The 23,781-nt window shown below is 57.2% G+C and carries 18 protein-coding genes and 2 pseudogenes; 8 read left to right on the top strand and 12 right to left on the bottom strand.

Going from position 1 to position 23,781, the window contains the following annotated elements; translation table 11 throughout:
• Positions 1-49: 49 nt before the first annotated feature.
• Positions 50-940, top strand: coding sequence for a LysR family transcriptional regulator (locus EIC84_RS21255; protein WP_003065051.1), 891 nt, complete (start codon positions 50-52; stop codon positions 938-940).
• A gap of 79 nt (positions 941-1,019) precedes the next feature.
• Here EIC84_RS21255 and EIC84_RS21250 read toward each other — a convergent pair.
• Both EIC84_RS21250 and EIC84_RS21245 read right to left on the bottom strand, forming a co-directional pair.
• A pseudogene (locus EIC84_RS21250) lies at positions 1,020-1,403 on the bottom strand (aspartate-alanine antiporter); the annotation flags it as partial.
• Positions 1,404-1,786: 383 nt separating this feature from the next.
• A complete protein-coding gene (locus EIC84_RS21245; RefSeq protein WP_034361999.1) occupies positions 1,787-2,770 on the bottom strand; it encodes a DNA-binding protein in 984 nt (327 codons plus the stop codon).
• A 392-nt stretch (positions 2,771-3,162) separates the two neighbouring features.
• On the opposite strand from EIC84_RS21245, the gene EIC84_RS21240 reads away from it, so the two are divergent.
• Positions 3,163-4,269, top strand: coding sequence for a site-specific integrase (locus tag EIC84_RS21240; RefSeq protein ID WP_003065046.1), 1,107 nt, complete (start codon positions 3,163-3,165; stop codon positions 4,267-4,269).
• Here the strand turns inward: EIC84_RS21240 and EIC84_RS21235 are convergent.
• Complete coding sequence (locus tag EIC84_RS21235; protein WP_003065043.1) at positions 4,239-5,159, bottom strand: alpha/beta hydrolase; 921 nt, start codon at positions 5,157-5,159, stop codon at positions 4,239-4,241. The two genes, EIC84_RS21240 and EIC84_RS21235, sit on opposite strands and share 31 nt — an antisense overlap.
• Positions 5,160-5,511: 352 nt before the next feature.
• Here EIC84_RS21235 and EIC84_RS21230 point away from each other — a divergent pair, with 352 nt between their 5' ends.
• On the top strand, positions 5,512-6,447 hold the full coding sequence (locus EIC84_RS21230) for an OmpP1/FadL family transporter (protein WP_003065041.1): 936 nt from the start codon (positions 5,512-5,514) through the stop codon (positions 6,445-6,447).
• 53 nt (positions 6,448-6,500) lie between these two features.
• On the opposite strand, the gene EIC84_RS21225 is transcribed toward EIC84_RS21230, so the two are convergent.
• The 6 genes from EIC84_RS21225 to scpA form a co-directional block, all read right to left on the bottom strand.
• Complete coding sequence (locus tag EIC84_RS21225) at positions 6,501-6,965, bottom strand: VOC family protein (protein ID WP_003054918.1); 465 nt, start codon at positions 6,963-6,965, stop codon at positions 6,501-6,503.
• Positions 6,966-7,034: 69 nt separating this feature from the next.
• A complete protein-coding gene (locus EIC84_RS21220) occupies positions 7,035-7,847 on the bottom strand; it encodes a YdcF family protein (protein ID WP_034361997.1) in 813 nt (270 codons plus the stop codon).
• A gap of 145 nt (positions 7,848-7,992) precedes the next feature.
• Complete coding sequence (locus EIC84_RS21215; RefSeq protein ID WP_003065038.1) at positions 7,993-10,041, bottom strand: acetyl/propionyl/methylcrotonyl-CoA carboxylase subunit alpha; 2,049 nt, start codon at positions 10,039-10,041, stop codon at positions 7,993-7,995.
• A gap of 27 nt (positions 10,042-10,068) precedes the next feature.
• Positions 10,069-11,604 carry an acyl-CoA carboxylase subunit beta gene (locus EIC84_RS21210; protein WP_003065036.1) on the bottom strand — a complete coding sequence of 512 codons (1,536 nt, stop codon included), beginning with the start codon at positions 11,602-11,604 and terminating at the stop codon, positions 10,069-10,071.
• A gap of 80 nt (positions 11,605-11,684) precedes the next feature.
• The gene (gene meaB / locus EIC84_RS21205) at positions 11,685-12,689 is read right to left on the bottom strand and encodes a methylmalonyl Co-A mutase-associated GTPase MeaB (protein WP_003065034.1); all 1,005 of its coding nucleotides are present in this window, start codon (positions 12,687-12,689) and stop codon (positions 11,685-11,687) included.
• A gap of 37 nt (positions 12,690-12,726) precedes the next feature.
• Positions 12,727-14,901, bottom strand: a complete 2,175-nt coding sequence (gene scpA, locus EIC84_RS21200; RefSeq protein ID WP_003065032.1) for a methylmalonyl-CoA mutase — start codon at positions 14,899-14,901, stop codon at positions 12,727-12,729.
• A 122-nt stretch (positions 14,902-15,023) separates the two neighbouring features.
• On the opposite strand from scpA, the gene EIC84_RS21195 reads away from it, so the two are divergent.
• From EIC84_RS21195 to EIC84_RS21185, 3 genes are all read left to right on the top strand, one after another.
• The gene (locus EIC84_RS21195; protein WP_003065031.1) at positions 15,024-15,659 is read left to right on the top strand and encodes a GntR family transcriptional regulator; all 636 of its coding nucleotides are present in this window, start codon (positions 15,024-15,026) and stop codon (positions 15,657-15,659) included.
• A gap of 120 nt (positions 15,660-15,779) precedes the next feature.
• Positions 15,780-17,324: an MHYT domain-containing protein gene (locus EIC84_RS21190; protein WP_003065028.1), complete on the top strand. Its 1,545-nt coding sequence runs from the start codon at positions 15,780-15,782 to the stop codon at positions 17,322-17,324.
• Between the two features lie 76 nt (positions 17,325-17,400).
• On the top strand, positions 17,401-19,350 hold the full coding sequence (locus EIC84_RS21185; RefSeq protein ID WP_003065026.1) for a long-chain fatty acid--CoA ligase: 1,950 nt from the start codon (positions 17,401-17,403) through the stop codon (positions 19,348-19,350).
• 93 nt (positions 19,351-19,443) lie between these two features.
• Here EIC84_RS21185 and EIC84_RS21180 read toward each other — a convergent pair whose 3' ends face one another.
• Positions 19,444-20,118, bottom strand: a complete 675-nt coding sequence (locus EIC84_RS21180; protein ID WP_003065023.1) for an alpha/beta family hydrolase — start codon at positions 20,116-20,118, stop codon at positions 19,444-19,446.
• 383 nt (positions 20,119-20,501) lie between these two features.
• Positions 20,502-21,027: pseudogene (locus EIC84_RS21175) on the bottom strand (integrase core domain-containing protein); the annotation flags it as partial.
• Here EIC84_RS21175 and EIC84_RS21170 point away from each other — a divergent pair.
• Complete coding sequence (locus EIC84_RS21170; RefSeq protein ID WP_003065021.1) at positions 21,026-21,268, top strand: hypothetical protein; 243 nt, start codon at positions 21,026-21,028, stop codon at positions 21,266-21,268. The pseudogene EIC84_RS21175 and the gene EIC84_RS21170 sit on opposite strands and share 2 nt — an antisense overlap.
• 333 nt (positions 21,269-21,601) lie before the next feature.
• Entirely contained in the window at positions 21,602-23,206 is a 1,605-nt protein-coding gene (locus EIC84_RS21165; RefSeq protein WP_003065020.1) for a sensor domain-containing diguanylate cyclase, read from the top strand.
• A 257-nt stretch (positions 23,207-23,463) separates the two neighbouring features.
• On the opposite strand, the gene EIC84_RS26060 is transcribed toward EIC84_RS21165, so the two are convergent.
• Positions 23,464-23,628 (bottom strand): hypothetical protein, encoded by a 165-nt coding sequence (locus EIC84_RS26060; RefSeq protein WP_160162811.1) that lies wholly within the window; start codon positions 23,626-23,628, stop codon positions 23,464-23,466.
• Positions 23,629-23,781: the final 153 nt, after the last annotated feature.

The raw sequence follows: 23,781 nt of genomic DNA, 5'->3' as shown, positions 1-23,781 counted from the left end.
GCTATAAGCTGTGAAATCGATTATTGAGATTAATTAATCGGCATTTCAAATGAATCTATCGTCGCGCGATGTGCAGGCATTCCTTGTACTCGCCAAACAAAAGAACTTCACCCAGGCCGCCAGCATGTGCCACCTGTCACAACCGGCTTTCAGTGCACTCATCCGCTCCTTGGAGCAAACGGTAGGGCTCAAGCTTTTCGACCGCAGCACAAGACACGTGGTGCTTACCCGTGAAGGGGAACGATTTCTGCAGTCTGCGGAGCGCCTCGCCGCAGAGTTCGCTGCCTGCGAAAGAGCGATGCGTGATACAGCACAACTGGCCCAGGGACATGTCTCAGTTGCATTGCTGCCATCCCTTGCCGCAGGCTGGCTTCCTGAAGTGCTGAAGGTGTACACGGCCCGGTATCCGGGAGTTCAGCTGGGTGTATTGGACGTGCTGTCCGAGCCATGCATTGCTGCCGTGGCCAATGGAGAGGCGGATTTTGCGCTGGCCGCCATACGCGTGGATACCCCCGACCTGAAGGCAGAGCCGTTTTGCAGTGACGGCTTCTATATGGTGTGCCCTAGCGACCATCCATTGGCGGACAGGGACGCGCTGTCGCTGGAGGATCTGACGCCCTGGCCGTTCATCCACCTGGCACGCCACAGCAGCGTTCGTCAGTATCTGGATGCCGCTTTTTTCCCTCGAAAGATGCAGACTTTCGTTGAAGTTGAGCAATTGGCCACCGTGATGGGGCTGGTGCAAGCCGGACTAGGCATCACCGTAGCCCCCGCGCTGAGTCTATTTCACTTTGATAAGCCCGGGCTGGTGGCGCGGCACCTGCCGCTGCCGGGTATGGACCGGCAGATCTATATGGTCCGGAAGCGAGAGCGCAGCCTTTCATTGGTTGCTGAAGCGCTCTATCAATTGATGCAGGACATGCCTCCTTCAAACACTTGACTTGGTGCTCTCCGTGAATCAGTCACCCAGCAGCTCTGTGCCTGTACATGCCCCCTCCCCATCTACCGTGACAGGGTTTTATCGAGCCAGTAGCCAACCCTGCAGCCAGTCCTTTGTCGAGGCCAAATACCCGGGCAATAACCACCACCGTGATCAAGCCGGACAAGGCCACCACGACGGCCATCATGATTTCCTTGACCGAATGACGCCCCAAAGAATTGAAGAACTGCGGGCCGCTTTCAAAGCCTACGGCGTATATGAACAAGGCGAAAAGCACAGCCTTGATGCCTGAATCGATCTGAATGCCGATCTGGCTGATCAAGACCACTGCCAATAACGAACCAGCCACACCACCTAATTGGAATGACCCGAAGCGGAACTTGCCGACCCAGTACCCCAGAGCCAGAGACGCGAAAAGTGCGGCCTCTGGTGATCGGTGAAAGATGCTTTTGAGTAAGTCCACGGCCACCTCTACTTCCGGATAAAAGGATCAAGCAACGGAAAGCCCGTCCAGACCCCTAAATGCAGGGGCTTGGAAATGCTTGAACTCAGGAGAAAGCGGTTTGCTATTAGGAAGCGTGGATCGAGATCGCCTATCTCAAAACTGATGCCACGTCCATTGGCTGGGTAGTTTCTTGTCTTCTTCTATTTCTATCCACTATTAAAGACAAAAGCGTGCCGAAATGTAGGACGTTACCGATTATTCTTTTCACAATACCCATGGCTCTCCAGTTACGGCTTGGCATTGACCGCCAATATTGACAAGCCACCGGCATCAACCGGCGGTCAAGCCTTTGGCGCCGAGACTGGATTGAGCTGGATCGCAGCCTGGGCGCCGGCTACCGGTTAGCGCAAGGTTCGTCGGTTTATGGAGCGCCGGGTTGCCGCCAGATTGCTTCGACGCGTCAAGGGTTGGGCCACATTGGGATCCGCTGCATTGGCTGCTGCCGCCAGTCTTTGTTGTGCCTCCAGCAGGCTCTTGAGATCGGCTGCACGCTCCTGCGCCAATGCTGCCGTGTTCTGGGTGGTCTGCAACTGGGCATGGAGATTCAGGATCTCCTGCTCGGATTGTTCAAAGCGAGTCTGCAGCTCTTGATAGCGGGACTCTGCCTTGCGTTCCTGATCCTGCAGGCTTTTTCGCGCTGCGGTGAGTTCCTGCCGCGCACGATCGACCTCGTTGAGCATATGGCGCTCGTTGCCCGCGTACTGTTCGGCCATGCGCTGGCGCTCGGCGGCGGCCGACTGAATTTCCTCGCTGTGCTTTTGCTGCTGCAATTCACGCTGGCGTACGGCATTGCTCAGCTCATCACGTAGCTCTTCCAGGCGCTGATCGCGCTCCTGTAGCGTCTGCTGCATTTCGTCAAGACGCCGGGCCAAGTCTTGGGCGTGATTTTGAGCTGCCTGCAGGGCTTGATTCAGCGCATCTTTTTGCGCTTCCATGGTGGCCTGGCGCTGCGCGAGTTGCTCCTGTTGCGCCACAAATGCCTGCTCTGCAGCTTTCAAAGCCTGTTCGCGAAGATCCAAAGCCTTGCTGGCTGCGGCTTTCGCCTCTTCCTGTGCCGCATTCCAGAGCTCCTCCGCTAGACGCTGAACAGGGTCCGGCACCGATTGCAACACGGAAGGATCCTGCTCTCCCGCCACGCCCAGACGACGGCCCAGCGTTGCAAACCAAGTCTCCAGCATGGGGCTGACCGTATTGGGAGAGCCTCGCCCTATCTGCTGACGCACCCGCTCTATGGTCGGACGCAGCCCCTGGGCTATCAAAGCATCCGCTGCAGCCCAGACATCGGACTCCTGAACACCTCTTGACGTAGTTTTGCTTGTATTCATATCTATTCTTCAAATAACTAACGATAAGTGATTGTTATCGCGATCTATATTTTATATACGTAATACACAATACATCTTATGTATTAAATATTACGTATGAAATTTTCATACAGATGACAACATACATTACCGCGTTTTCAGCATCTGAATTTGTGGATAGGAGGGCGTTTTCCATTGAGGGAGAGAAATTTCTTTGATTCGTCTACACACTCGCCGCCGTGTCACTGGTGCAGCTGCTTGCGACGATCCCGCGTCTCACCTTCGGCATGCCGTGCCAGGTCTTGTAAGCCGCTCTCGGAACTTGCCGCTCAAAGCCGCCCGGCTTCTACAGACTTCTTGACTGGCGCCAATCGACAGCGGTTGGAAGATGAAGTCAGGGCGAAAATAGCGCCATGGATTCAAGCAAGCCCTCGCCCTTCCCTGCTCCCGTGACTTTTGATGCCAACCGCCTGCAGATACAGGATGTCCCTGAGTCCGCTCTTGCCCCCAAAGCGCATGAAGCCATCAAGGAACTGATGCATGAAGGCGAATCCCGCAATACGCGCAGCAGCTATCAAAGCGCCATGCGTTACTGGGCGGCCTGGCATCTGCTGCGTCTGGGCCAGCCCATGCAACTGCCGCTGCAGGTTTCCACGGTGCTGCAATTCATCATCGACCATGCCCAGAGGCAGACCGGCGCGGGCTTGATCCATGAAATGCCGCCCGAAATCGATGAGGCCCTGGTTGCAGCCGGTTACAAGGGCAAAAAAGGGGCGCCTTCACACAGCACGCTGGTGCATCGCATGGCCGTGATGTCCAAGGCCCATCAGGTGCATGCCATGCCCAATCCCTGTCAGGACGGAGCGGTGAAGGAGCTGATGTCACGCACGCGCAAGGCCTATGCAAGGCGCGGCGAGTTGCCGCAGAAAAAAGAGGCGCTGACGCGCGATGTGCTGGAGGAGTTGCTGGCCAGCTGCGACGACAGCTTGCGCGGGCTGCGCGACCGGGCGCTGCTGCTGTTTGCCTGGGCCAGTGGCGGGCGTCGCCGCTCCGAAGTGGCTGGCGCCGATATACGTTTCCTGCGCACCGTAGCTAATGGGGAGTTCATCTACACCCTGAGCCATAGCAAGACCAACCAGAGCGGCACCGATACCCCCGAGAATCACAAGCCCGTTACCGGCCGTGCAGCCATTGCCTTGAGAGCATGGCTGGATGCGGCCGGCATAATCGAAGGTCCTATCTTCAGGCGCATCCGCAAGGGAGGCCATGTGGCAGAGCCACTGACTCCCGCTGCCGTGCGCAACATCGTCAAAGAACGCTGTGCGCTGGCCGGTGTGGAAGGAGACTTTTCGGCACACTCGCTGCGTTCGGGATTTGTGACCGAGGCCGGCAGACGCAATCTGCCGCTGGCTGACACCATGGCATTGACCGGGCACCATAGCGTGAACACCGTACTCGGTTACTTCCGTGCCGACTCGGCACTCAACAATCAGGCCGCGCGCATGCTGGACGAGGACTGATCAAGCCCCATCAGCTGCAGCGCTGTCTGATGAATGGCGGATTGCGGATCGGCCAGTTGCAGCGGCAAATCAAAGTGGTTGGTTGCCGGCGCCTCAACCCAATGCCCCGGCAGACAACGCGCCTGCCAGGCAGCCAGATATTCGCGCGACTGACGCTTGAATTCATGGCTTTCAAACTCGCCACAACTCACGCGCAGCTGGCACTGAGCATACGTACTCGCATCGGGAAGCAGAAAGCGCGGGCTGTTGCGTATGGCTGCAGCATCGTCCAGCTGCATCCAGTCGTTGATATGGGTTGTCAGCAGCGGCTGCAGGTCGAACAGACCGCTCAAGGTCAATACCGATCGAGGCACGGCCTGCGCTGGCAGGTCATAGTCTTGCAGCCACCCCTTGGCCAGCAACATGCCTGCCAGATGCCCTCCAGCCGAGCTTCCGCAGACACAGATATTGCGGGCATCACCGCCGTAGATGGCGATATTGCGCACCACCCAGGCATAGGCCTGGCGCATCTGATCGACGATATGGTCCAGTGTGACGGAGGGGGCCAGATCATAGTCAGGCACAACGACGATAGCTCCGTCTCGCGTCAGCGCGGGTGCCATGAATGCCGAATCATTCTTGCTCAAGGCCTTCCAGTAGCCGCCGTGGATGAAGATGAAAACAGGCGCAGCTTGTGCTTTCGCTGCCTGAGTTGCAGGCAGATAGATATCCAGAACATCCGTAGCCCTGGGGCTGTAGCGCTGATTGCGAACTGCGCCAGGCAATGCAAACGCAGCCTGGCTTTCCTGCGTGTAGCGCGCCAGATACGCAAGCGGGTCCTGCACGCTGGCGCGGGCGTTGTATTGGCGGTCGTAGTAAGCAGTCGTGAGGACGGTCGAGATGGAGGGCATTTTTCTGCGCGGCTTTGGGCTTCGGGCGGCGATCATTCGCAGCGCACAGCATAAGCCACGCTGGTAGCTCTCTGGAGCCTCGAAAGCGCCAGTTCTGCGAGTCTGCATCCTCCAATTAGACCTATGCGCCTGTCACTGAGACACATTAAATTACATTCATGCAACTGGAATCAGAGCGTTGGAGCAGGTGTTGAGAAAAGCAAAAATGGGGGCTGGCTGCGCAGCCATGATGTGGGGCCTCTGCGCCCAGGCCGGCGGCCTTGATAGAACGGGCCAGGACCTTGGACCTTTGTTTGAAAACGGTCGCTATCTTTCTGTCGAAACTTATAGGGTCCAGCCTCGAATTCAGGGCATGGATGCCCTGGGAAAGTCCACCGGTCAGGTCGCCGACGATTACACCCAATGGGGCTTTGCATACAAGCAGGATGTGAATCCACGCATCTCGGTGCTGCTCATGTTGAGCAAGCCTTTTGGCCTTGACATTGCTTACAGCCCTCTGCAATCGCCTCTTTTTGGCGGCACTCAGGCCCGCGTGAGCAGCCATGAGCTCATGGGGGCCATGCGCTACCGCTTGGATGAGCACTGGGCTGTTCATGGTGGGCTGCGCCTGCAGCGCACCGAAGGACATGTCGCTCTGGGGGGGATGGTGTTTGGAGCGCTCAATGGATACCGAGTGGATTTCAGACCCAGCACCGAGCCTGGCTACTTGCTGGGCATGAGCTATGAGCGCCCGGATATGGCCTTGCGCGTTGCTGCGACCTATTACTCAGCCATCAAGCACAAGATCGCTACCCGTGAAAACCTATGGCCGGGCGAAACAAGGACGGCATCGACTGCACCGCAAAGTTTCAACCTGGATATCCAGACAGGCATCGCGCCAGGTACCCTGCTCTTTGGACAGATTCGCTGGACCAACTGGTCGCAATTCAGGCTGTATCCGCAGACCCTGGCGGCGGTACTCCCAGGCCACAGCCTGGCAGACATGGAGGACACCACCACCTACACGCTGGGTCTTGGGCAGAGGCTGGCTGCGAACTGGTCAGGCTTTGTCGCCATAGCTTATGACAAGCGCAGCGACAAGGCCGCGCTGTCGCCATTGCGCCCCACCAATGGCCGTCTTGGCTACACGGTGGGGGTGAGCTATCAGCAAGGGCAGTTCAAGCTCACGCCCTGGCTGAGCTACCAGCGCCTGGGCTCGGTAGACATCTCCAGCGGCGGCACCACTCTGGCAAATTTTGATGCCGAGTCCGCCACGGCGTTCGGGATCAGGCTCGGCTATCAGTTCTAAGAACAATCGCAGCTATCACGCTGCTGCAATCTGGCAGCCGGCGCCCGGAACACTCAGCCCAGCGCTGCGATCACGTCGGCCGGAGCCTGCACCAGCTCGATCAGCACGCCCTCACCTGCAATCGGAAATTCGTCATTGCTCTTGGGATGCAGAAAAGTGATGTCATAGCCTGCCGCGCCCTTGCGGATACCGCCGGGAGCAAATCGCACGCCATTGGCCGTCAGCCATTCCACGGCCTTGGGCAGATCGTCGATCCACAGGCCGATATGGTTCAGCGGCGTGGCGTGCACGGCGGGCTTTTTCTCGATATCCATGGGCTGCATGATGTCCACTTCCACCTTCATCGCGCCCCGCCCCATGGCCAGGATGTCCTCGTCCACGTTTTCGCGCTCGCTCTGGAAGGTGCCGGTCTGCTCCAGACCCAGCATGTCCACCCACAGCTTTTTCATGCGCTGCTTGTCGGTGCCGCCGATGGCGACTTGCTGAATGCCCAGAACCTTGAAAGGACGATTGCTCATGAATGACTCCTTGATTGATAGCTTAAAGCGCAATACTGGTAAGCGCTAGAGCCGGTTTTTATTGAAATATCAGACCTCGCCCAGCAACCAGCTGCTGGCCATGGCAAAGTATTCGCGCAGCCAGGCATTGAAACGCGTGGCCAGAGGGGTTGGAGCCGCCACGGGATACACCTGAGGCAGATCCTGGCGCTTTGCAATGTCCATGGCGCGCATCAGATGAAAGTCGCTGCTTACCATGGCCATGGGTGCATCCGCAGCCACGCCGCGCTCGGCCAGCAAGGGCCGGCTGAGCTTGAGGTTCAGCTCGGTGCTGGTGCTGAGCTTTTCCAGCACCAGCCGCTGCGCAGCAATACCGTGATGCTGCTGCAGATAGCGGGCCATGACCTCGGCCTCCGACTCTTTTTCACCCCAATCGACACCGCCGCAAACGGCGACGAAGGCCTGGGGCTGCAGCTTGGCCAGTTGCGCCGCCTGTTCCAGTCGCGCGGCCAGCACCGGCCTTGGGTGGCCGTCGAGCGTGCCGCTGCCCAGCACCACGATGGATTGCACGGGCGGCACCTGCTGCGGCGCAAGGCCAAGGCCGGACAGGCGGCTCCAGAACCAGAAAAGACTGATCAGCCACAGCGCCAGAACGACCCAGCCCAGTGACCACAACCTTTGATTCAAGGGCCTGGACGCACGCCAATGCTGCACTGAGCGCCATTTCCAGCTCAGCCACAAGGCCGCGGCACCCAGCATGGCGGGCAACACCACGCCGACATTGAAGTGCCCCATGCCCATCAGTACCAGAGCATCGACAAGCAGCAGCATCCCCAACAGAGCCAGCAGCGCACGCGCCAATCTGGCAGGGCGGGAAATCGTTGCATCTGCTTTCAATGTCATAGCTGCTAGCTGAGTCTGGATAAAGGATAGAGCCGATCTTATTGAAAATTGGAAAGCCCGCAGAGCCAAAGCCGTGCGGGCTTTTGCTTCGGGGCCCTACGCTCAGACCATATCGGTTCCGAACAGAGGCCCCGAAAAGCTCTCATCACTCGAATTCCAGAATGATGTCATCCACCGCCAGCGAGTCGCCCTTGGCGGCGCTGATCTTGCTGACCACACCATCCTGGGCTGCGAACAGGATGTTCTCCATCTTCATGGCTTCGATGACGGCCAGCTTCTCGCCGGCTTGCACCTTCTGGCCGGGCTGCACTGCCACGTCGACCAGCAGGCCGGGCATGGGCGAGAGCAGGAATTTGGACAGGTCGGGCGGGGCCTTGTAAGGCATGAGCTTGTGCATCTCGGCGCCCTTTGGCGAGAGCACCAGCACATCGGCTTGCGTGCCGTTGTGGATGACACGCAGAGCCAGCGGGTTCTTGCCGTTGCCGCGCTCGATCTGGCAGGTGAACGCCTTGCCGTTGCAGACGCCGCGCACCACCAGATCGCGAATATCGGCATTGCTGCGGAATTCGTAGGTCTTGTCGTCGATCACGACCTTGCAGACGCGAGCCTGGGCATCGAAGTCGGTCACCTCGCCAGTCACATACTGGTTCTTGCCTTCAGCGCCCAGAACTACGGCGGTGTACTTCTCGCCCACCTGAACCTGGTGGCCCTGCATCTGGCCGGAGATGGTCGATGCACGCGCACGGTAGCGGCGATTGCGGAAAAGGGCCAGAGCCACCAGGAAGTCGGGGTCATCGTGGGGCACGTCCTCGGCATGGAAGCCGTCGGCATAGTGCTGGGCGATGAAGCCGGTGTTGAACTTGCCCGAGACAAAGTCCGGGTGTGCCAGCAGAGCTGCCTGGAACGGGATGTTGGAGCTGATGCCGCGGATGGCAAAGCCGTTGAGCGCTTCGCGGGCTTTGGCGATGGCGTCGTTGCGATCCTTGCCGTGCACGATGAGCTTGGCGATCATCGAGTCGTAGTACATGGGGATCTCGCCGCCGTCATAGACGCCGGTGTCCACACGCACGCCGTTCAGATGCTCGGTATCGGACTGCCACATGGTCTGCTCGGGCGGTGCAAAGCGCACCAGACGACCGGTCGAAGGCAGGAAATTGCGGAACGGGTCTTCGGCGTTGATACGGCACTCGATGGCCCAGCCGTCGCGCTTCACATCGGCCTGGGCAAAGGACAGTTTTTCACCGGCGGCCACACGAATCATCTGCTCGACGAGATCGAGGCCAGTGATGCATTCGGTCACCGGGTGCTCCACCTGCAGACGGGTATTCATCTCCAGGAAGTAGAAGTCCTGGTCCTTGCCGACCACGAACTCCACGGTGCCGGCGCTCTGGTACTTGACAGCCTTGGCCAGGGCCACGGCTTGCTCGCCCATGGCCTTGCGGGTTTCGTCACTGATGAAGGGCGAAGGCGCTTCCTCGATCACCTTCTGGTGACGACGCTGGATCGAGCATTCGCGCTCGTTCAGGTAAACCACATTGCCGTGGCTGTCGCCCAGAATCTGGATTTCGATATGGCGGGGCTCCTGCACGAACTTCTCGATGAAGATGCGGTCGTCGCCAAAGCTGTTGCGCGCTTCGTTCTGGCAAGAGGCAAAGCCTTCAAAAGCTTCCTTGTCGTTGAAGGCCACGCGCAAACCCTTGCCGCCACCACCGGCCGAGGCCTTGATCATCACCGGGTAGCCAATGCCCTTGGCGATTTCCACGGCCTGCTCGGGGCCCGCGATGGCGTCGTTGTAGCCGGGGATGGTGTTGACCTGGGCTTCGCCGGCCAGCTTCTTGGAAGCGATCTTGTCGCCCATGGCAGCAATGGAATGCGACTTGGGGCCGATGAAGGCAATGCCCTCTTCTTCGCAGCGCTTGGCAAAGCCCTCGTTTTCCGACAGGAAACCGTAGCCGGGGTGCACTGCCTGTGCGCCGGTCTGCTTGCAGGCTTCAATGATTTTCTCGCCCAGAAGATAGGACTCGCGGCTGGGTGCGGGGCCCAGGCGAACGGCCTCGTCGGCCAGCTTGACATGGCGCGCGTCCTTGTCGGCGTCGGAATAGACCGCCACGGTCTGGATGCCCATCTTGCGCGCGGTGGCGATGACTCGGCACGCGATCTCGCCACGGTTGGCGATCAGAATCTTGGTAAACATGGATATATCTCCTGGTTCTTCTTGTTCTTACAGAGGGATGTTCCCGTGCTTGCGCCAGGGGTTGTCCAGCTGCTTGTTCTTGAGCATCTCCAGCGAGCGGCAGATGCGCTTGCGTGTTTCATGCGGCTGGATCACATCGTCGATAAAGCCACGGGCGCCAGCCACAAAGGGGTTGGCGAAACGCTCCTTGTACTCCGCTTCGCGTGCAGCCAGCTTGACGGGATCGTTCTTGTCTTCGCGGAAGATGATCTCCACTGCGCCCTTGGCGCCCATCACGGCGATTTCGGCATGGGGCCAGGCCAGGTTCACGTCGCCGCGCAAATGCTTGGAGGCCATCACGTCGTAGGCGCCGCCATAGGCCTTGCGCGTGATGACGGTGATCTTCGGCACCGTGGCTTCGGCATACGCATACAGCAGCTTGGCGCCGTGCTTGATGATGCCGCCGTACTCCTGGGAAGTGCCGGGCATGAAACCGGGCACGTCCACAAAGGTGACGACGGGGATGTTGAAGGCATCGCAAAAGCGCACGAAGCGCGCGGCCTTGATGGAGGATTTGATGTCCAGACAGCCAGCCAGCACCAGGGGCTGATTGGCCACGACGCCCACGGTCTGGCCGGCCATGCGGGCAAAACCGATGATGATGTTCTTGGCGTACTCGGGCTGCAGCTCGAAGAAATCGCCATCGTCCACGGTCTTGAGAATCAGCTCCTTCATGTCGTAGGGCTTGTTGGCGTTTTCAGGCACCAGCGTATCCAGCGACATGTCGGCGCGGCCCACAGGGTCTGTGGTTTCGCGCACGGGAGCCTTTTCCTTGTTGTTCAAGGGCAGGTAGTTATAGAGGCGACGCAGCATCATCAGTGCTTCCACGTCGTTGTCGAAAGCCATGTCGGCTACGCCGCTCTTGGTGGTGTGGGTGATGGCTCCGCCCAGCTCTTCGGCCGTGACTTCCTCGTGGGTCACGGTCTTCACGACTTCGGGCCCGGTCACGAACATATAGGAGCTGTCCTTGACCATGAAGATGAAGTCGGTCATGGCCGGCGAGTACACGGCGCCGCCGGCGCTGGGGCCCATGATCATGGAGATCTGGGGCACCACGCCCGAGGCCAGCACATTCTTCTGGAACACATCGGCATAGCCGCCCAGAGAGGCAACGCCTTCCTGGATACGCGCACCACCCGAGTCGTTGAGGCCGATGACGGGAGCGCCGACCTTCATGGCCTGGTCCATCACCTTGCAGATCTTCTCGGCATGGGTTTCGGACAGCGCGCCGCCGAACACCGTGAAGTCCTGGCTGAACACAAAGACCAGACGACCGTTGATCATGCCGTAGCCGGTGACCACGCCGTCGCCGGGGATCTTGGTGTTTTCCATGCCGAAGTCCGTGCAGCGGTGCTCCACGAACATGTCCCATTCTTCAAAAGTGCCGTCGTCCAGCAGCAGCTCGATACGCTCGCGCGCCGTCAGCTTGCCTTTCTTGTGCTGCGCATCGATGCGCTTTTGTCCCCCACCCAACCGAGCGAGTTCTCGCTTGGCTTCCAGCTGCTTCAGGATATCGTCTTGCATGCTTGTCCTCTAACGTGATTTGGGTTGCTTGTCTCGCAATGGTGATGCTGCGATGCTATGGTAATAAGAGCTGCTAGCGCCTACTGCGTTTGGGCTAGAAGCAGATTTCTTGCTGCGGTACTGGCGGCGATGCGACCCGAGGCCACATCGTCCTGAAGGACAGGGAGCATGGCCTTGACCTGCGGATGCTGGCGAAACGCCTGCTTGAGGCCGAAATCGATGCGCTCCCACATCCATGCCAGGGCCTGCTTCTCGCGGCGCAGGGCCAGGCGGCCGTTGGCGGTTTGCAGCTCCCTGAAGCTGCTGACTGCAGCCCAGAAGCCCTCCACCCCCTGCCCCAGCAAGGCACTGATCTGCAGCACCCGCGGCTGCCACAGCGCGCCGGTGTTGGCGTGATCGGGGTTGCCGTGCATGCCCAGCAGGCGCAGGCTCGATGTGATCTGGGCCTGAGCACGTGTGGCGGCATGGGGGTCGATGTCGGCCTTGTTGATGACCACCAGGTCGGCCAGCTCCATCACGCCCTTTTTGATGGCCTGCAGGTCGTCACCCGCATTGGGCAGTTGCAGCACGCAGAACATGTCCGTCATGCCGTGCACGGCGATCTCGCTCTGGCCCACGCCCACGGTCTCGACGATGACCACGTCGTAACCGGCGGCTTCGCAGACCAGCATGGCCTCGCGCGTCTTTTCGGCCACACCGCCCAGCGTGCCGCTGCTGGGGCTGGGACGGATATAGGCCTCCAGCCGCATGGACAGTTGCTCCATGCGGGTCTTGTCGCCGAGGATGGAGCCGCCCGAGACGGTGCTGGACGGATCGATCGCCAGCACGGCCACACGCAGCCCCTTCTCTATCAGGAACAGGCCCAGGGCTTCGATGAAGGTGGATTTGCCGACGCCCGGCACGCCACTGATGCCAAGGCGAAATGCCTTGCCCGTGTGCGGCAACAGAGCGGTGAGCAGACCGTCAGCCTGTTCACGGTGGTCGGCCCGGGAGGATTCAAGCAAGGTAATGGCCTTGGCCATGGCCCGGCGCTGCACGGCGGGATTGCCGTGCAGGATGCCGTCTTGCATTTGCTCAGGGGTCACGTTGCGATCGCCTTTGCTATCGATGCTTGCCGGCCGATCAGAGACCGTTGGCCTTCTTGATCTGCTCCAGCACATCCTTGGCGCTGGCAGGAATGGGGGTGCCGGGGCCGTATACGCCCTTGACGCCCGCGTTGTAGAGGAAATCATAGTCCTGAGCGGGAATAACGCCGCCCACGAAGACGATGATGTCGTCCGCACCCTGCTTCTTGAGCTCGGCAATGATGGCCGGCACCAAGGTCTTGTGCCCGGCGGCCAGAGTGGAGACACCCACGGCGTGCACATCGTTCTCGATGGCCTGGCGAGCGCATTCTTCGGGTGTCTGGAACAGCGGCCCCATGTCCACGTCGAAACCCAGGTCGGCAAAAGCGGTTGCGACCACCTTGGCCCCGCGGTCGTGACCGTCCTGACCCAGCTTGGCAATCATCACGCGGGGACGGCGCCCCATGGCCTGCGAAGCGGTGTTGATTTCTTCCTTGAGCTTGTCCCAGCCTTCGGCCGAGTCATAAGCGGCAGCATACACACCGGTCACCTTCTGGGTATCGGCGCGGTGGCGGCCAAACGCCTTTTCCATCGCGTCGGAAACTTCACCTACAGTGGCACGCAGGCGCACGGCCTTGATGGACAGATCCAGCAGATTGCCCTCGCCGGACTCTGCCGCTGCCGTGATGGCGGCCAGCGCAGCTTCCACTTGGGCAGCATCGCGCTTAGTCTTGATATTCTTGAGCCGCGCAATCTGGCTGTCACGCACCTTGACATTGTCCACTTCCAGAATGTCGACCGGGTCTTCCTTGGCCAGCTTGTACTTGTTGACGCCGACGATGACTTCCTTGCCCGAGTCGATACGCGCCTGCTTCTCGGCGGCGGCAGCCTCGATCTTGAGCTTGGCCCAGCCGCTATCCACCGCTGCAGTCATGCCGCCCATGGCATCGACCTCCTCGATGATGGCCCAGGCCTTGTCGGCCATTTCCTGGGTCAGTTTTTCCATCATGTAGGAGCCGGCCCAGGGGTCGATCACATTGGTGATATGGGTCTCTTCCTGAATGATCAGCTGCGTGTTGCGGGCAATACGGGCAGAGAACTCCGTGGGCAGAGCAATGGCCTCGTCCAGCGCATTGGTGTGCAGGGACTGGGTGCCGCCAAACACGGCCGCCATGGCTTCGATGGTGGTGCGAACCACGTTGTTGTAAGGGTCCTGCTCGGTCAGCGACCAGCCCGAAGTCTGGCTATGGGTGCGCAGCATCAGGCTCTTGGGGTTCTTGGCGTCAAAGCCCTTCATGATGCGGCACCACAGCAGGCGCGCGGCACGCATTTTGGCCACTTCCAGGTAGAAATTCATGCCCACGGCCCAGAAGAAGGACAGACGGCCCGCAAAAGCGTCCACGTCCATGCCCTTGGCAATGGCTGTCTTCACATATTCCTTGCCGTCGGCCAGCGTGAAAGCCATTTCCAGCGCCTGGTTGGCGCCGGCTTCCTGCATGTGGTAGCCCGAGATCGAGATCGAGTTGAACTTTGGCATGTTCTGGCTCGTGTACTCGATGATGTCGCCAATGATCTTCATCGACGGCTTGGGCGGATAGATATAGGTGTTGCGCACCATGAACTCTTTCAGAATATCGTTCTGAATCGTTCCGGCGAGTTGATCCTGCGAGACACCCTGCTCTTCGGCGGCTACCACATAGCCGGCCAGCACGGGCAGCACGGCGCCGTTCATGGTCATGGAAACGGACACCTTGTCCAGGGGGATCTCGTTGAAGAGGATCTTCATGTCCTCGACGGAGTCAATCGCCACACCGGCCTTGCCCACATCCCCCGTCACGCGTGGATGGTCAGAGTCGTAGCCACGGTGCGTAGCCAGGTCAAAAGCGACGGAGACGCCTTGACCGCCGGCAGCCAGGGCCTTGCGATAGAAGGCATTGGATTCTTCGGCGGTGGAGAATCCGGCGTACTGGCGAATGGTCCAGGGCCGGCCTGCATACATGGTGGCCTGGGGGCCGCGGATATAAGGTGCAAATCCCGGCAGCGTGTTGGTAAAAGGCAGATCGGCAGTGTCTTCGGCCGTATAAAGCGGCTTGACGGTAATGCCGTCCGGCGTGACCCAGTTCAGGTTGTTGATGTCGCCACCGGGGGCCGCCTTGTTGGCGGCCTTGTTCCAGGCTTGCAGATCAGCGGGTGCAAATTCTTGTGGGTCCTGTGCCGGATTCTCTTGGCTCATGTTGTCTCTCGTATGCGGTGCGCGCAGTGAAGTTTGGAATTGCGGTGAACTACCTAGATGCGTCTAGTGTACATGATTCATAATTATGAATTCAAAATACTTGCAGCATATAATCTCGCGTAATGACAAGCAAAACACTTACTCCTCTTGCGCTATATGAGCAGGTCGCCGAGCAGTTGCGTCAACGCATCTTCCGGCGAGAGCTTGAGCCAGGAGCCTGGATCGACGAACTCAAGATTGCCGAGGAATACGGCATCAGCCGCACTCCCCTGCGCGAGGCACTGAAAGTACTGGCCGCTGAAGGCCTGGTGACGATGAAGCTGCGTCGAGGCGCTTACGTGACCGAGGTATCGCGCAAGGACATCTCCGACGTCTATCGATTGCTGAGTCTGCTGGAGGCAGATGCTGCGGCCGAGGTTGCCGGCAAGGCCACGGACGAGCAATTGCAGCGTCTGCAGCAAACCCACGAGGAGTTGAAGCGGAACACAGCCGACGCCGAGCGGTTTTTTGCGCTCAACGAGAGCTTTCACATGCAGATTCTCGATATTGCCGATAACCGCTGGCGTAACCAGCTTGTGGCCGATTTGCGCAAGGTCATGAAGCTGAACCGTCACAAATCGCTGTTCAAACAAGGCCGTATTGAAGACTCCCTGGCAGAGCACGAAGCCATCATGCAAGCACTGCTGAAGCGCGATCCGAAAATTGCCATGAGCGCAGTGCAGCAGCATTTCTCAAATGGACTCGACGCTGCGATCTAAAAGATCCATGTTCGATCCGTTCTAGTATTTATCCTACAAATTTGAAATATTGGATTACCCATTTCATGCGATGCTTGCCAGGTAACTGAATGTGCTTTCAGTGTTACAGGACCATGATTCATGCTGGCGCAATTTTTCTGGAGCCCGTCTGCCGACGCTCACGTGCTAAAGGGTGAATATGACCCCTTCCTTGTGACCTTATCACTGGCAGTTTGCTGGATTGCCTCTGGTCAAGCTTTGCGCCATGCTGCTTTTGCCAGACTGGCCACATCAAGGCAGTTGCGCAACTGGTCCATTGTGAGCGGGTCGCTGGCACTGGGCATAGGCATCTGGGCCATGCATTTCATCGGCATGCTTGCTTATTCGATGCATGCTGCAGTTCAGTATGATTTGCCGGTCACCGTCTTCTCCATCATTCCAGGTATCGCGGCATCAGCAGTGGCCCTTGCCTTGCTGGCTCACAATGAACTCAATCTCAGGCAATTGGCATTAGGTGGCTTGACGGTTGGTATCGGCATTGCTGCAATGCATTACAGCGGCATGGCAGCAATGCGCATGCCTGCCACGCACCAGTATTCACCACTCTGGTTTGCCATTTCTCTCATTGTTGGCGTAGCGCTGGCCACTTTGGCGCTCTGGATTCGTTTCGGGCTGGCACGCTTCAACCTCAAACAAGACCACTGGCGCAAAACACTGGCGGCCATCATCATGGGCGCCGCGATCTCAGGCATGCATTACACAGCCATGCTGGCGCTGCGAGTCACGGCCGAGCATGAAACGTATGACGCGGCATCATCGAACGATCGTTTGATTCTGGCGCTGACCATTGCCGTGATTACTCTGCTATTTGGCGGACTGATTGCACAGGCCAATGCCTTGATTCAGTACCGCAGTCGCTGGCAGAAAGTGGATATGAATGAAGCCCGACTGCAAGCTTTGGTGAATATGGCAGCAGATGGAATTATCTGCATCGATAATCGGGGATGCGTAACGGATTACAACCCAGCAGCTGAGGTCATATTCGGCTGGAGTCCAGATGAAGTATTGGGCCAGAACGTGAAAATGCTCATGCCCGCAGCGCTGTTCAACCAGCATGATCATTATCTGGAGCAGCATGAAGCCGGCCAGCGAAACAACGCGCCACCTCTGAAGAACAAAATTTCAGAGGTGCTTGGCCAGCACAAGGACGGTACGCTGATTCCCATGCGCCTGGCCTTGAGCCAAGCCGAGGCCCGGGGTCAGCGCATGTATATAGGCCTTCTGACCGATCTCTCAGACCGCAAGCGAACCGAACGACAACTACATATAGCTGCCACGGTATTCAATCATTCCTTCGAAGGCATGGTGGTCCTTGATGCGAACCGGAAAATTGTAGACATCAACCCGGCCTTTGCACGTATCAGCGGCTTGAACCGCCAGGCAGCGAAGAACAAGGAGTTCTCCAGTCTTTTCATTCACGACGATGACAACACGGTGGTCCAGTGGTCGCAGATCTGGACGGAAATCGGTAAAAAAGGGCACTGGCAAGGCCTTCGCGTGATGCACCATGACGGGAACCGCCATCAGATTTCCCTGACGGCAGTACGCGACGAGCAGCAGCGCCTGCACCATTACATCGCCGTCTGCTATCAAAGCATCGATATCCCGCTCGGAGCCACAATCTGAGTCCTATACCGGCCTGAATCTCTCTAGCGCTATCATTCACGTAGCGGGAAATTTCCCGCTTCCTGAAGGCAAGCGCATGAACCAAGCAAGTGAAACCGATGTACTGGGCCTCCAAGCAGAGAAACAGCATTTGACTATCGAGCAAGTGCAAACCTTGCCAGAGCTTCTGGCCATGCGCGTTCGCTGCACGCCATCGGCCGAGGCTTACAGAGAGTTTGATGAGAGCACAAATGCCTGGAAAAGCCTGAGCTGGGCCGAAACTGCCAAACGTGTCGCTCTGTGGAGCCGCGCCCTGTGCGCCTCGAATCTTCCTGTCGGTGCAAGGGTTGCAATCTTGCTGCCCAATGGCTTTGATGCAATGACCATCGACCAGGCCTGTCTGCGTTGTGGTTACGTGCCAGTTCCTCTGCATGCCATCGACAATGCCGGAAGCATTGCATACATCCTGGCCGACTCGGGTGCTTCCTTGCTGGTCGTGGCCGACGCCAAGGCCTGGCAGAGAATCTGTGCTACAGGTCAGGACCTGCCGGGACTCCAGGCCGTTATTCACGCACAGCAAGGCCGTCCGATCGATTCGTCGAACGCTTACGTCGTACCTGTCGAGCAAGCAGAGCAGGACTCAGTCAAGGTCTTGCAGCGTAAGCCGGTCATTGTTTTGTCTGCCTGGCTTCAGGCTGGTCAGCGGCATACCTCTGCCCTCCCCCTGCCACCAAATAAAACGGAGTTGGCGGGCATTGTCTACACCTCCGGAACGACGGGAAAGCCCAAGGGCGTCATGCTCACTCACGACAACGTGGTCAGTGATTTACACGCGGTGATGCAGCGTGTGAAGGCCTTCCCAGAGGACGTCTTTCTCTCGTTTCTGCCGCTCTCACACACTTTCGAGCGAACTGCGGGCTACTACCTGGCCGTTGCTACCGGTTCCTGCGTGGCATACGCACGCTCTGTTGCACAACTCGCACAGGATATGAAGCAGGTCAAGCCGACCGTACTGATCTCGGTGCCTCGCATCTATGAACGTGTTTATGCCAAGGTCCAAGAGTCGCTTGCTTCCAGCCCTTTCAAGCACAAGCTGTTCGACGCGGCAGTCAACAAAGGCTGGAAGAGCTTCTGCGCTCATCAAGGCATGCCCTTGGGCGAGCAACCGGAAGCCAAGGCGAGCTGGGCTTCTGCCTTGCCCGGCTGGCTTTTGCGCAAACTTGTCGCCCAGCCTCTACTTGCGCAGTTTGGAGGCCGACTTCGCGTCGCTGTGAGTGGCGGAGCCCCGCTGTCTCCGACAATTGCGCGCACTTTTCTGGGCCTGGGCCTGCCCATGGTGCAAGGCTATGGCATGACCGAAACCGCTCCTGTGGTCAGCGCCAACGGACTCGACGATAACTGGCCGGATACCGTTGGCCATGTACTACCGGGAATTGAGGTCCGAATTGGTGATGATCAGGAGTTGCAGGTGTCTGGCCCGGTAGTGATGCGCGGTTACTGGAATCGTCCGGAAGACACCGCCAAAGCCTTTACCGCCGATGGCTGGCTGAGAACCGGTGACCAGGCTTCAATCGAAAATGGCCGTATCCGAATCAAAGGTCGCATCAAGGAAATCATTGTTACATCGACGGGTGAGAAAGTGCCTCCCAATGATGTGGAGCAGGCCATCCTCGTCGATCCCCTGTTTGAGCAAGTGTTTGTAGTTGGCGAGGATCGTCCGTTCATCGCCTGTATCGCGGTTGTTGGCCAAGTGGAATGGGAAATGCTTGCCAGAAGTGTTGGACTGAACCCGAATGACGGATCCAGTCTGCAGCATGCAGCGGCAGAGAGAGAAGCGCTGGCCCGAATAGAGAGGCAGACACGCAGCTTCGCCCGTTATGCGGTGCCCAGAGCCATCCACCTGGTCAGGGATAGTTGGAACATTGACAACGGCCTGATGACCCCTACCCTCAAGCTCAAGCGAAAGAACCTGATGACCCACTACCAAGACGCTATCGAGCAGATGTACGTCAAGCCCATTGACAGCTGGAAGACAAAGACTCATTAATCGATCGAGAAGGGTTTAAGGAGCCCTTGTAAAACTCATGTAAGTTACATTAAATATGGTTAGTCAATTCAAATTCGGTTGCTAACTTCATACTCACCGACCTTCTCTCTTCTTCAGCCATTCGATAACGATGTCTGACACTGGCTTCTCATAGCCACGGTAATCATGCTTTGCTCCAGGAACCTCCACTTGCACAAAGTTCTCGGAAACGAGGGACTTGCGAAAAGATGCTGCTCTAGCATCCATTTCGTTGTCACCATACACATCGATAACTGGAAGCTTCACTTTTCGCAGATTTAGATTGGTGTTAACAGGTTCCTTGCCTCCCGCAGTCAATCCGACCCCGATGAAACCTACAACCGGCGCAGTGGGATTGTTTGCCAGAAAGCCAGTTGTCATGCGCCCTCCCATGCTGGGCCCCATCAAGTAGACGCGCTCCACTCCTTTCTGCATTTTCAGATATTCAATTGCAGATTGAATTCGCTGATAGGCCTCCGGAAACGAGGCGGCAAGCTCGGGCGAATCAGGCGAGTCTGCGCCAGGATCCGGCATCCGCAAAGAGAAGGTATGAAAGCCCAAGTCTTTGTGAATAGCACGCCTCAATGGCCCGACTACGTTACCGTCTGGAGAGTTCCCTCTACCGTGAGCCAGGACAACTCCCACCTTGGAGTCCTTTCCGTCAAGATACTCACCTTGGGGCATCTGCGCCGCAACCGGCGTCGCCAAGACGCAGCTGAAAACCCATATGAGTGATTTGAGCACTGACATCACAGATACTCCCTTGGTAAGAATTAGCTCTGGAGTGACGGACTTGCGCTTCAATAGCGTTAACTTGAGAGAATTGAACCCGCTCGCATACTCTTGGAAGTCATCAATAGAGGTTCACTACTGTCCTCCAAAAGCCAGCTTACATGACCGCCAGGAGTCTTCTACAGCTCTTGAACTGAGCAGCCCTCGAGAAATCAATCTAAGCAGCTCTAATTCGTCGTCTCACCTTGCAAGATCACCTCTCAAACGGCAAATGATCTACAGCCTCTGCAGCTCCTGCACCAGCTTGTGCATGCCATAGCGTGCCACGCCCCCAGGCAGGCCTGGCGCAACCAGACAATGTCATTGAGTACCTTGGACAAGCCTGTCCCCTCTTCGGTCCGCTAGCTGTGATCCGTCAAGAGGTTATTTGTAGATTTGAGCCTGGACATCGGAGCGATGTGACCGATGCCGCTGTGCGGCCTGTGCCAGTTGTCGTAGTGCTGCCAGCTCGCCAGAGCATGGGGCCGCTCAGCTGAGTTCTGGTACGTCCAGTCATAGGTCCACTCGCGTAGCGCTGACTGGATGAACCGCTCGGCCTTGCCGTTGGTCTGCGGCCGGTACGGTCTGGTGAATTTGTGCTGCACGCCCAAGGCTTTGCGGGCAGCAGCAAACTCCCTGGACCGGAAGGGTACACCGTTGTCAGTCAGCAGGCGTGATGCGTACGCCCAGCCCCGCGTAGTACGCCACCGCGTTGTGGACGGCTTCGTGCTTCTTCTCCTCGCTATGCATGGCGGTGAAGTCGATGCGCGCGTGGTCGTCGATGGCCACAAACAACCTCTCCCAGCCGGCACCCTCGACCAAGTCGCGCCGGTTTCCAGTCACTCGATGGCAAGGTCTGACGATGCTCCCGAGCTTCTTGGTGTCGATGCCCGCCTTCCTCATTGCCATGATGCAGATGGTCTGCACCCAGGATCTGTCGACAGACTCGCCCGAAGAGTTCCGCTACCTGCAAGAGCTGCAGAACCTGGCCGACCTGCACCTGGCAGGCATCCGGAACCAGGTGCAGGTCGAAATGAAGGCCGAGGCCGCCCAGCACACCGGTCAGGCACCGGCCAAGCAGGCATTGCCTGTGTCTGCTTATCGGCTGGGGTCCAACAAGAGCCAATGATCTATGGATGCGAGCAAGCTGGCTACCTACCTCGATCAAAAGAAGGTTCAGGCAGAACAGCAGCGGCGAGCTGTTCGGTGTTGACTTCGAAGCCTCGCATTCTTGAGCAGCTACAAACACCGCAGATTGATCTAAGCAATCACGCATGGCGGCAGCGAAGCCGTATAGCAACTTGCCAACGTTGCCTGCAGCTGCCGGGAAATGGGCCTGTCAATAGTGCCTGCACTTTTTACACAGGTACTAACCCCAGGAAATTCTCATGCAAAAGTAAAATAAACAAATTAATTGATGAAGATCGATAGTTTTTATTAGAATTTATTTTTTAGGAACTCTGTGAAATTCAATATAAGCAAGATTTTTTGCAAAATGGATATTAGGCGTTTGATCCTATTGCTCACGGTTGCCAGCGCATTTATCTCTTTAGTTAATACATTCTACGCAGCCTATACAGTTCAACGCCAGCAACTCATAGATGAAAATCTGAACGGGAATTTCGTCTACGCAACAAAACTGGCAAAGAGCACCGATGACTTTCTTAGGGCTGCTCAACAACAGCTCGCGGCAAGCTCGGTCTATTTATCAAAAAACTTCAATGACATCGAAGTATTAAAATCAGAGTCAGAAAGACTGAAAACTCAGACAGAAAGCTTCAACTCTATTCTTATAGTTGATGCTCGCTATAGTGTGCTAGCTTCTTCACCTGAAACGCTGAAACTCACGGGAAGAACTCTCGCAACACCAGGCATCGTTGAATCGATAAAAACGCAGAAACCGCTAATTAGTGACTCATATATCTCCACCATCGGAAATTTGCTGGTATTCATCTCTCATCCCATCCACGACCCATCTGGCAACTATTTAGGCATGGTTGGAGGAACGATCTACCTCAACCAACAGAGCATCCTCAACCATCTGCTTGGCACGCACTATCACAAAGATGGCTCATACCTGTATATTGTCGATCAGAACAAAAAGCTTGTCTATCATCCTGACCAAAATCGAGTAGGAACACTCGTGAGCGGCAATGAAGTCACCGAGAAAATTCATAATGGTGAGTCTGGCAGCCAGATCGTTAAGAATACTCGTGGGGTTGAGATGATTTCAGGCTATGCAATCATTCCCACTACGAACTGGGGAGTCGTTGCACAAAGACCCCTGTCGGCAACCCTTGCTCCATTGGACTCGCTGATGAAGCAAGTAATTCTTAAGACGCTACCTATAGCGGTAATTTCTGTATTTCTGATCTGTTGGTGCGCTAACAGAATTGCAAAACCGCTGCAATTACTGTCTGAAGGTGCAAAAAACATAGACCACCCGGAAACAGAGAAGAACATACAGAAAGTAAAATCGTGGTATATAGAGTCCTATGAGTTGAAAAAAGCCATGTTAATTGGCATTTCCTTGCTCAATAGAAACATACAAAAACTTCAGGATGATGTTAAGACTGATCCTTTGACCAAGCTTGGCAATCGTCGAAGCCTGGAAGCTGCATTGCAAAAGCTCGAAGCTTCCAGCCAGATTTTCTCAGTGGTATCTATCGACATCGACCACTTCAAGAAGGTCAACGACACCTTTGGGCATGATGCAGGTGACATCGTCTTGCGTGACCTGGCCAAGCAGATGAAATCTGTCTCACGCGCAGATGACTTACCTTGCCGTGTTGGCGGTGAAGAATTCTTAATCGTCTTGCCTCGAACCAGCGAAACGACCGCAGTTCAAGTCGCAGAGCGCTTGCGCAAGCAAGTGGAAGCAGCAGTGTTTGAAGGCGTTGGCCACATCACCATTTCCCTAGGTGTGGCAAGCTGGCCGAACAGCTCTTCCGACATCCCAACGGTTATCAAATACGCCGACGAGATGCTCTACAAGGCCAAGCGTGAAGGAAGAAACCGTGTGGCTGTCTATAGTCAATCAGAGACTGGAGAAATGCAGCCGGCTTAGTGGGAGTGCAGGTCTTTCTTGAACTGCACTCCGCTATGAGATAGCCGGCGCGGTCAAGCCCCCTTAAACAGCAACTAGATCTTGTTACCCATCAAGCAGACCTGTAGGCACTGCACCCTGCTGGCGCAGTGGTCAGTCAACTGCCTGCAGCTTCCTTCTTTTCTTCCAAGTCCAGCAAAAATAGCTCGCGTGCCGTGCTTGGAGATGATCTTGAGCCGCAGCAGAGCGTCCAGCTCCTGCACCAGCTTGTGCATGCCCTAGCGCGCCACGGCGCCCAGGCAGGCCTGGCGCAACCAGACGATATCGTTGAGCACTGTGGCCGGGCCCGCCACCTGGCGTACTCGATGAAGTCGACGGCTCGCAGGTGCCGGGGCTTGGCCTTCTGCAGCCGGGTGATGTCGGCCGTCTTGGACCGCCCCCATGCCAGGATGCCTTTTGCATCGCTGACATAATCCTGCAGTATCTGCTTGAGGGTGACGAGACCTTGAACAGGCAGGCCTGTCGCTTGGGCCTCCTCGATTTCTGCTTCACGTCTCCGCAACCATTTCTGGGCAAGAGCACGCCGGGTGAGCGCC

It is taken from the genome of Comamonas sp. A23, from assembly GCF_004522605.1.
Taxonomy (GTDB): Bacteria; Pseudomonadota; Gammaproteobacteria; order Burkholderiales; family Burkholderiaceae_C; genus Comamonas; species Comamonas thiooxydans.
Note: the sequence above shows the minus strand (reverse complement) of the source record. Positions and strands in the feature narration are given on the sequence as shown.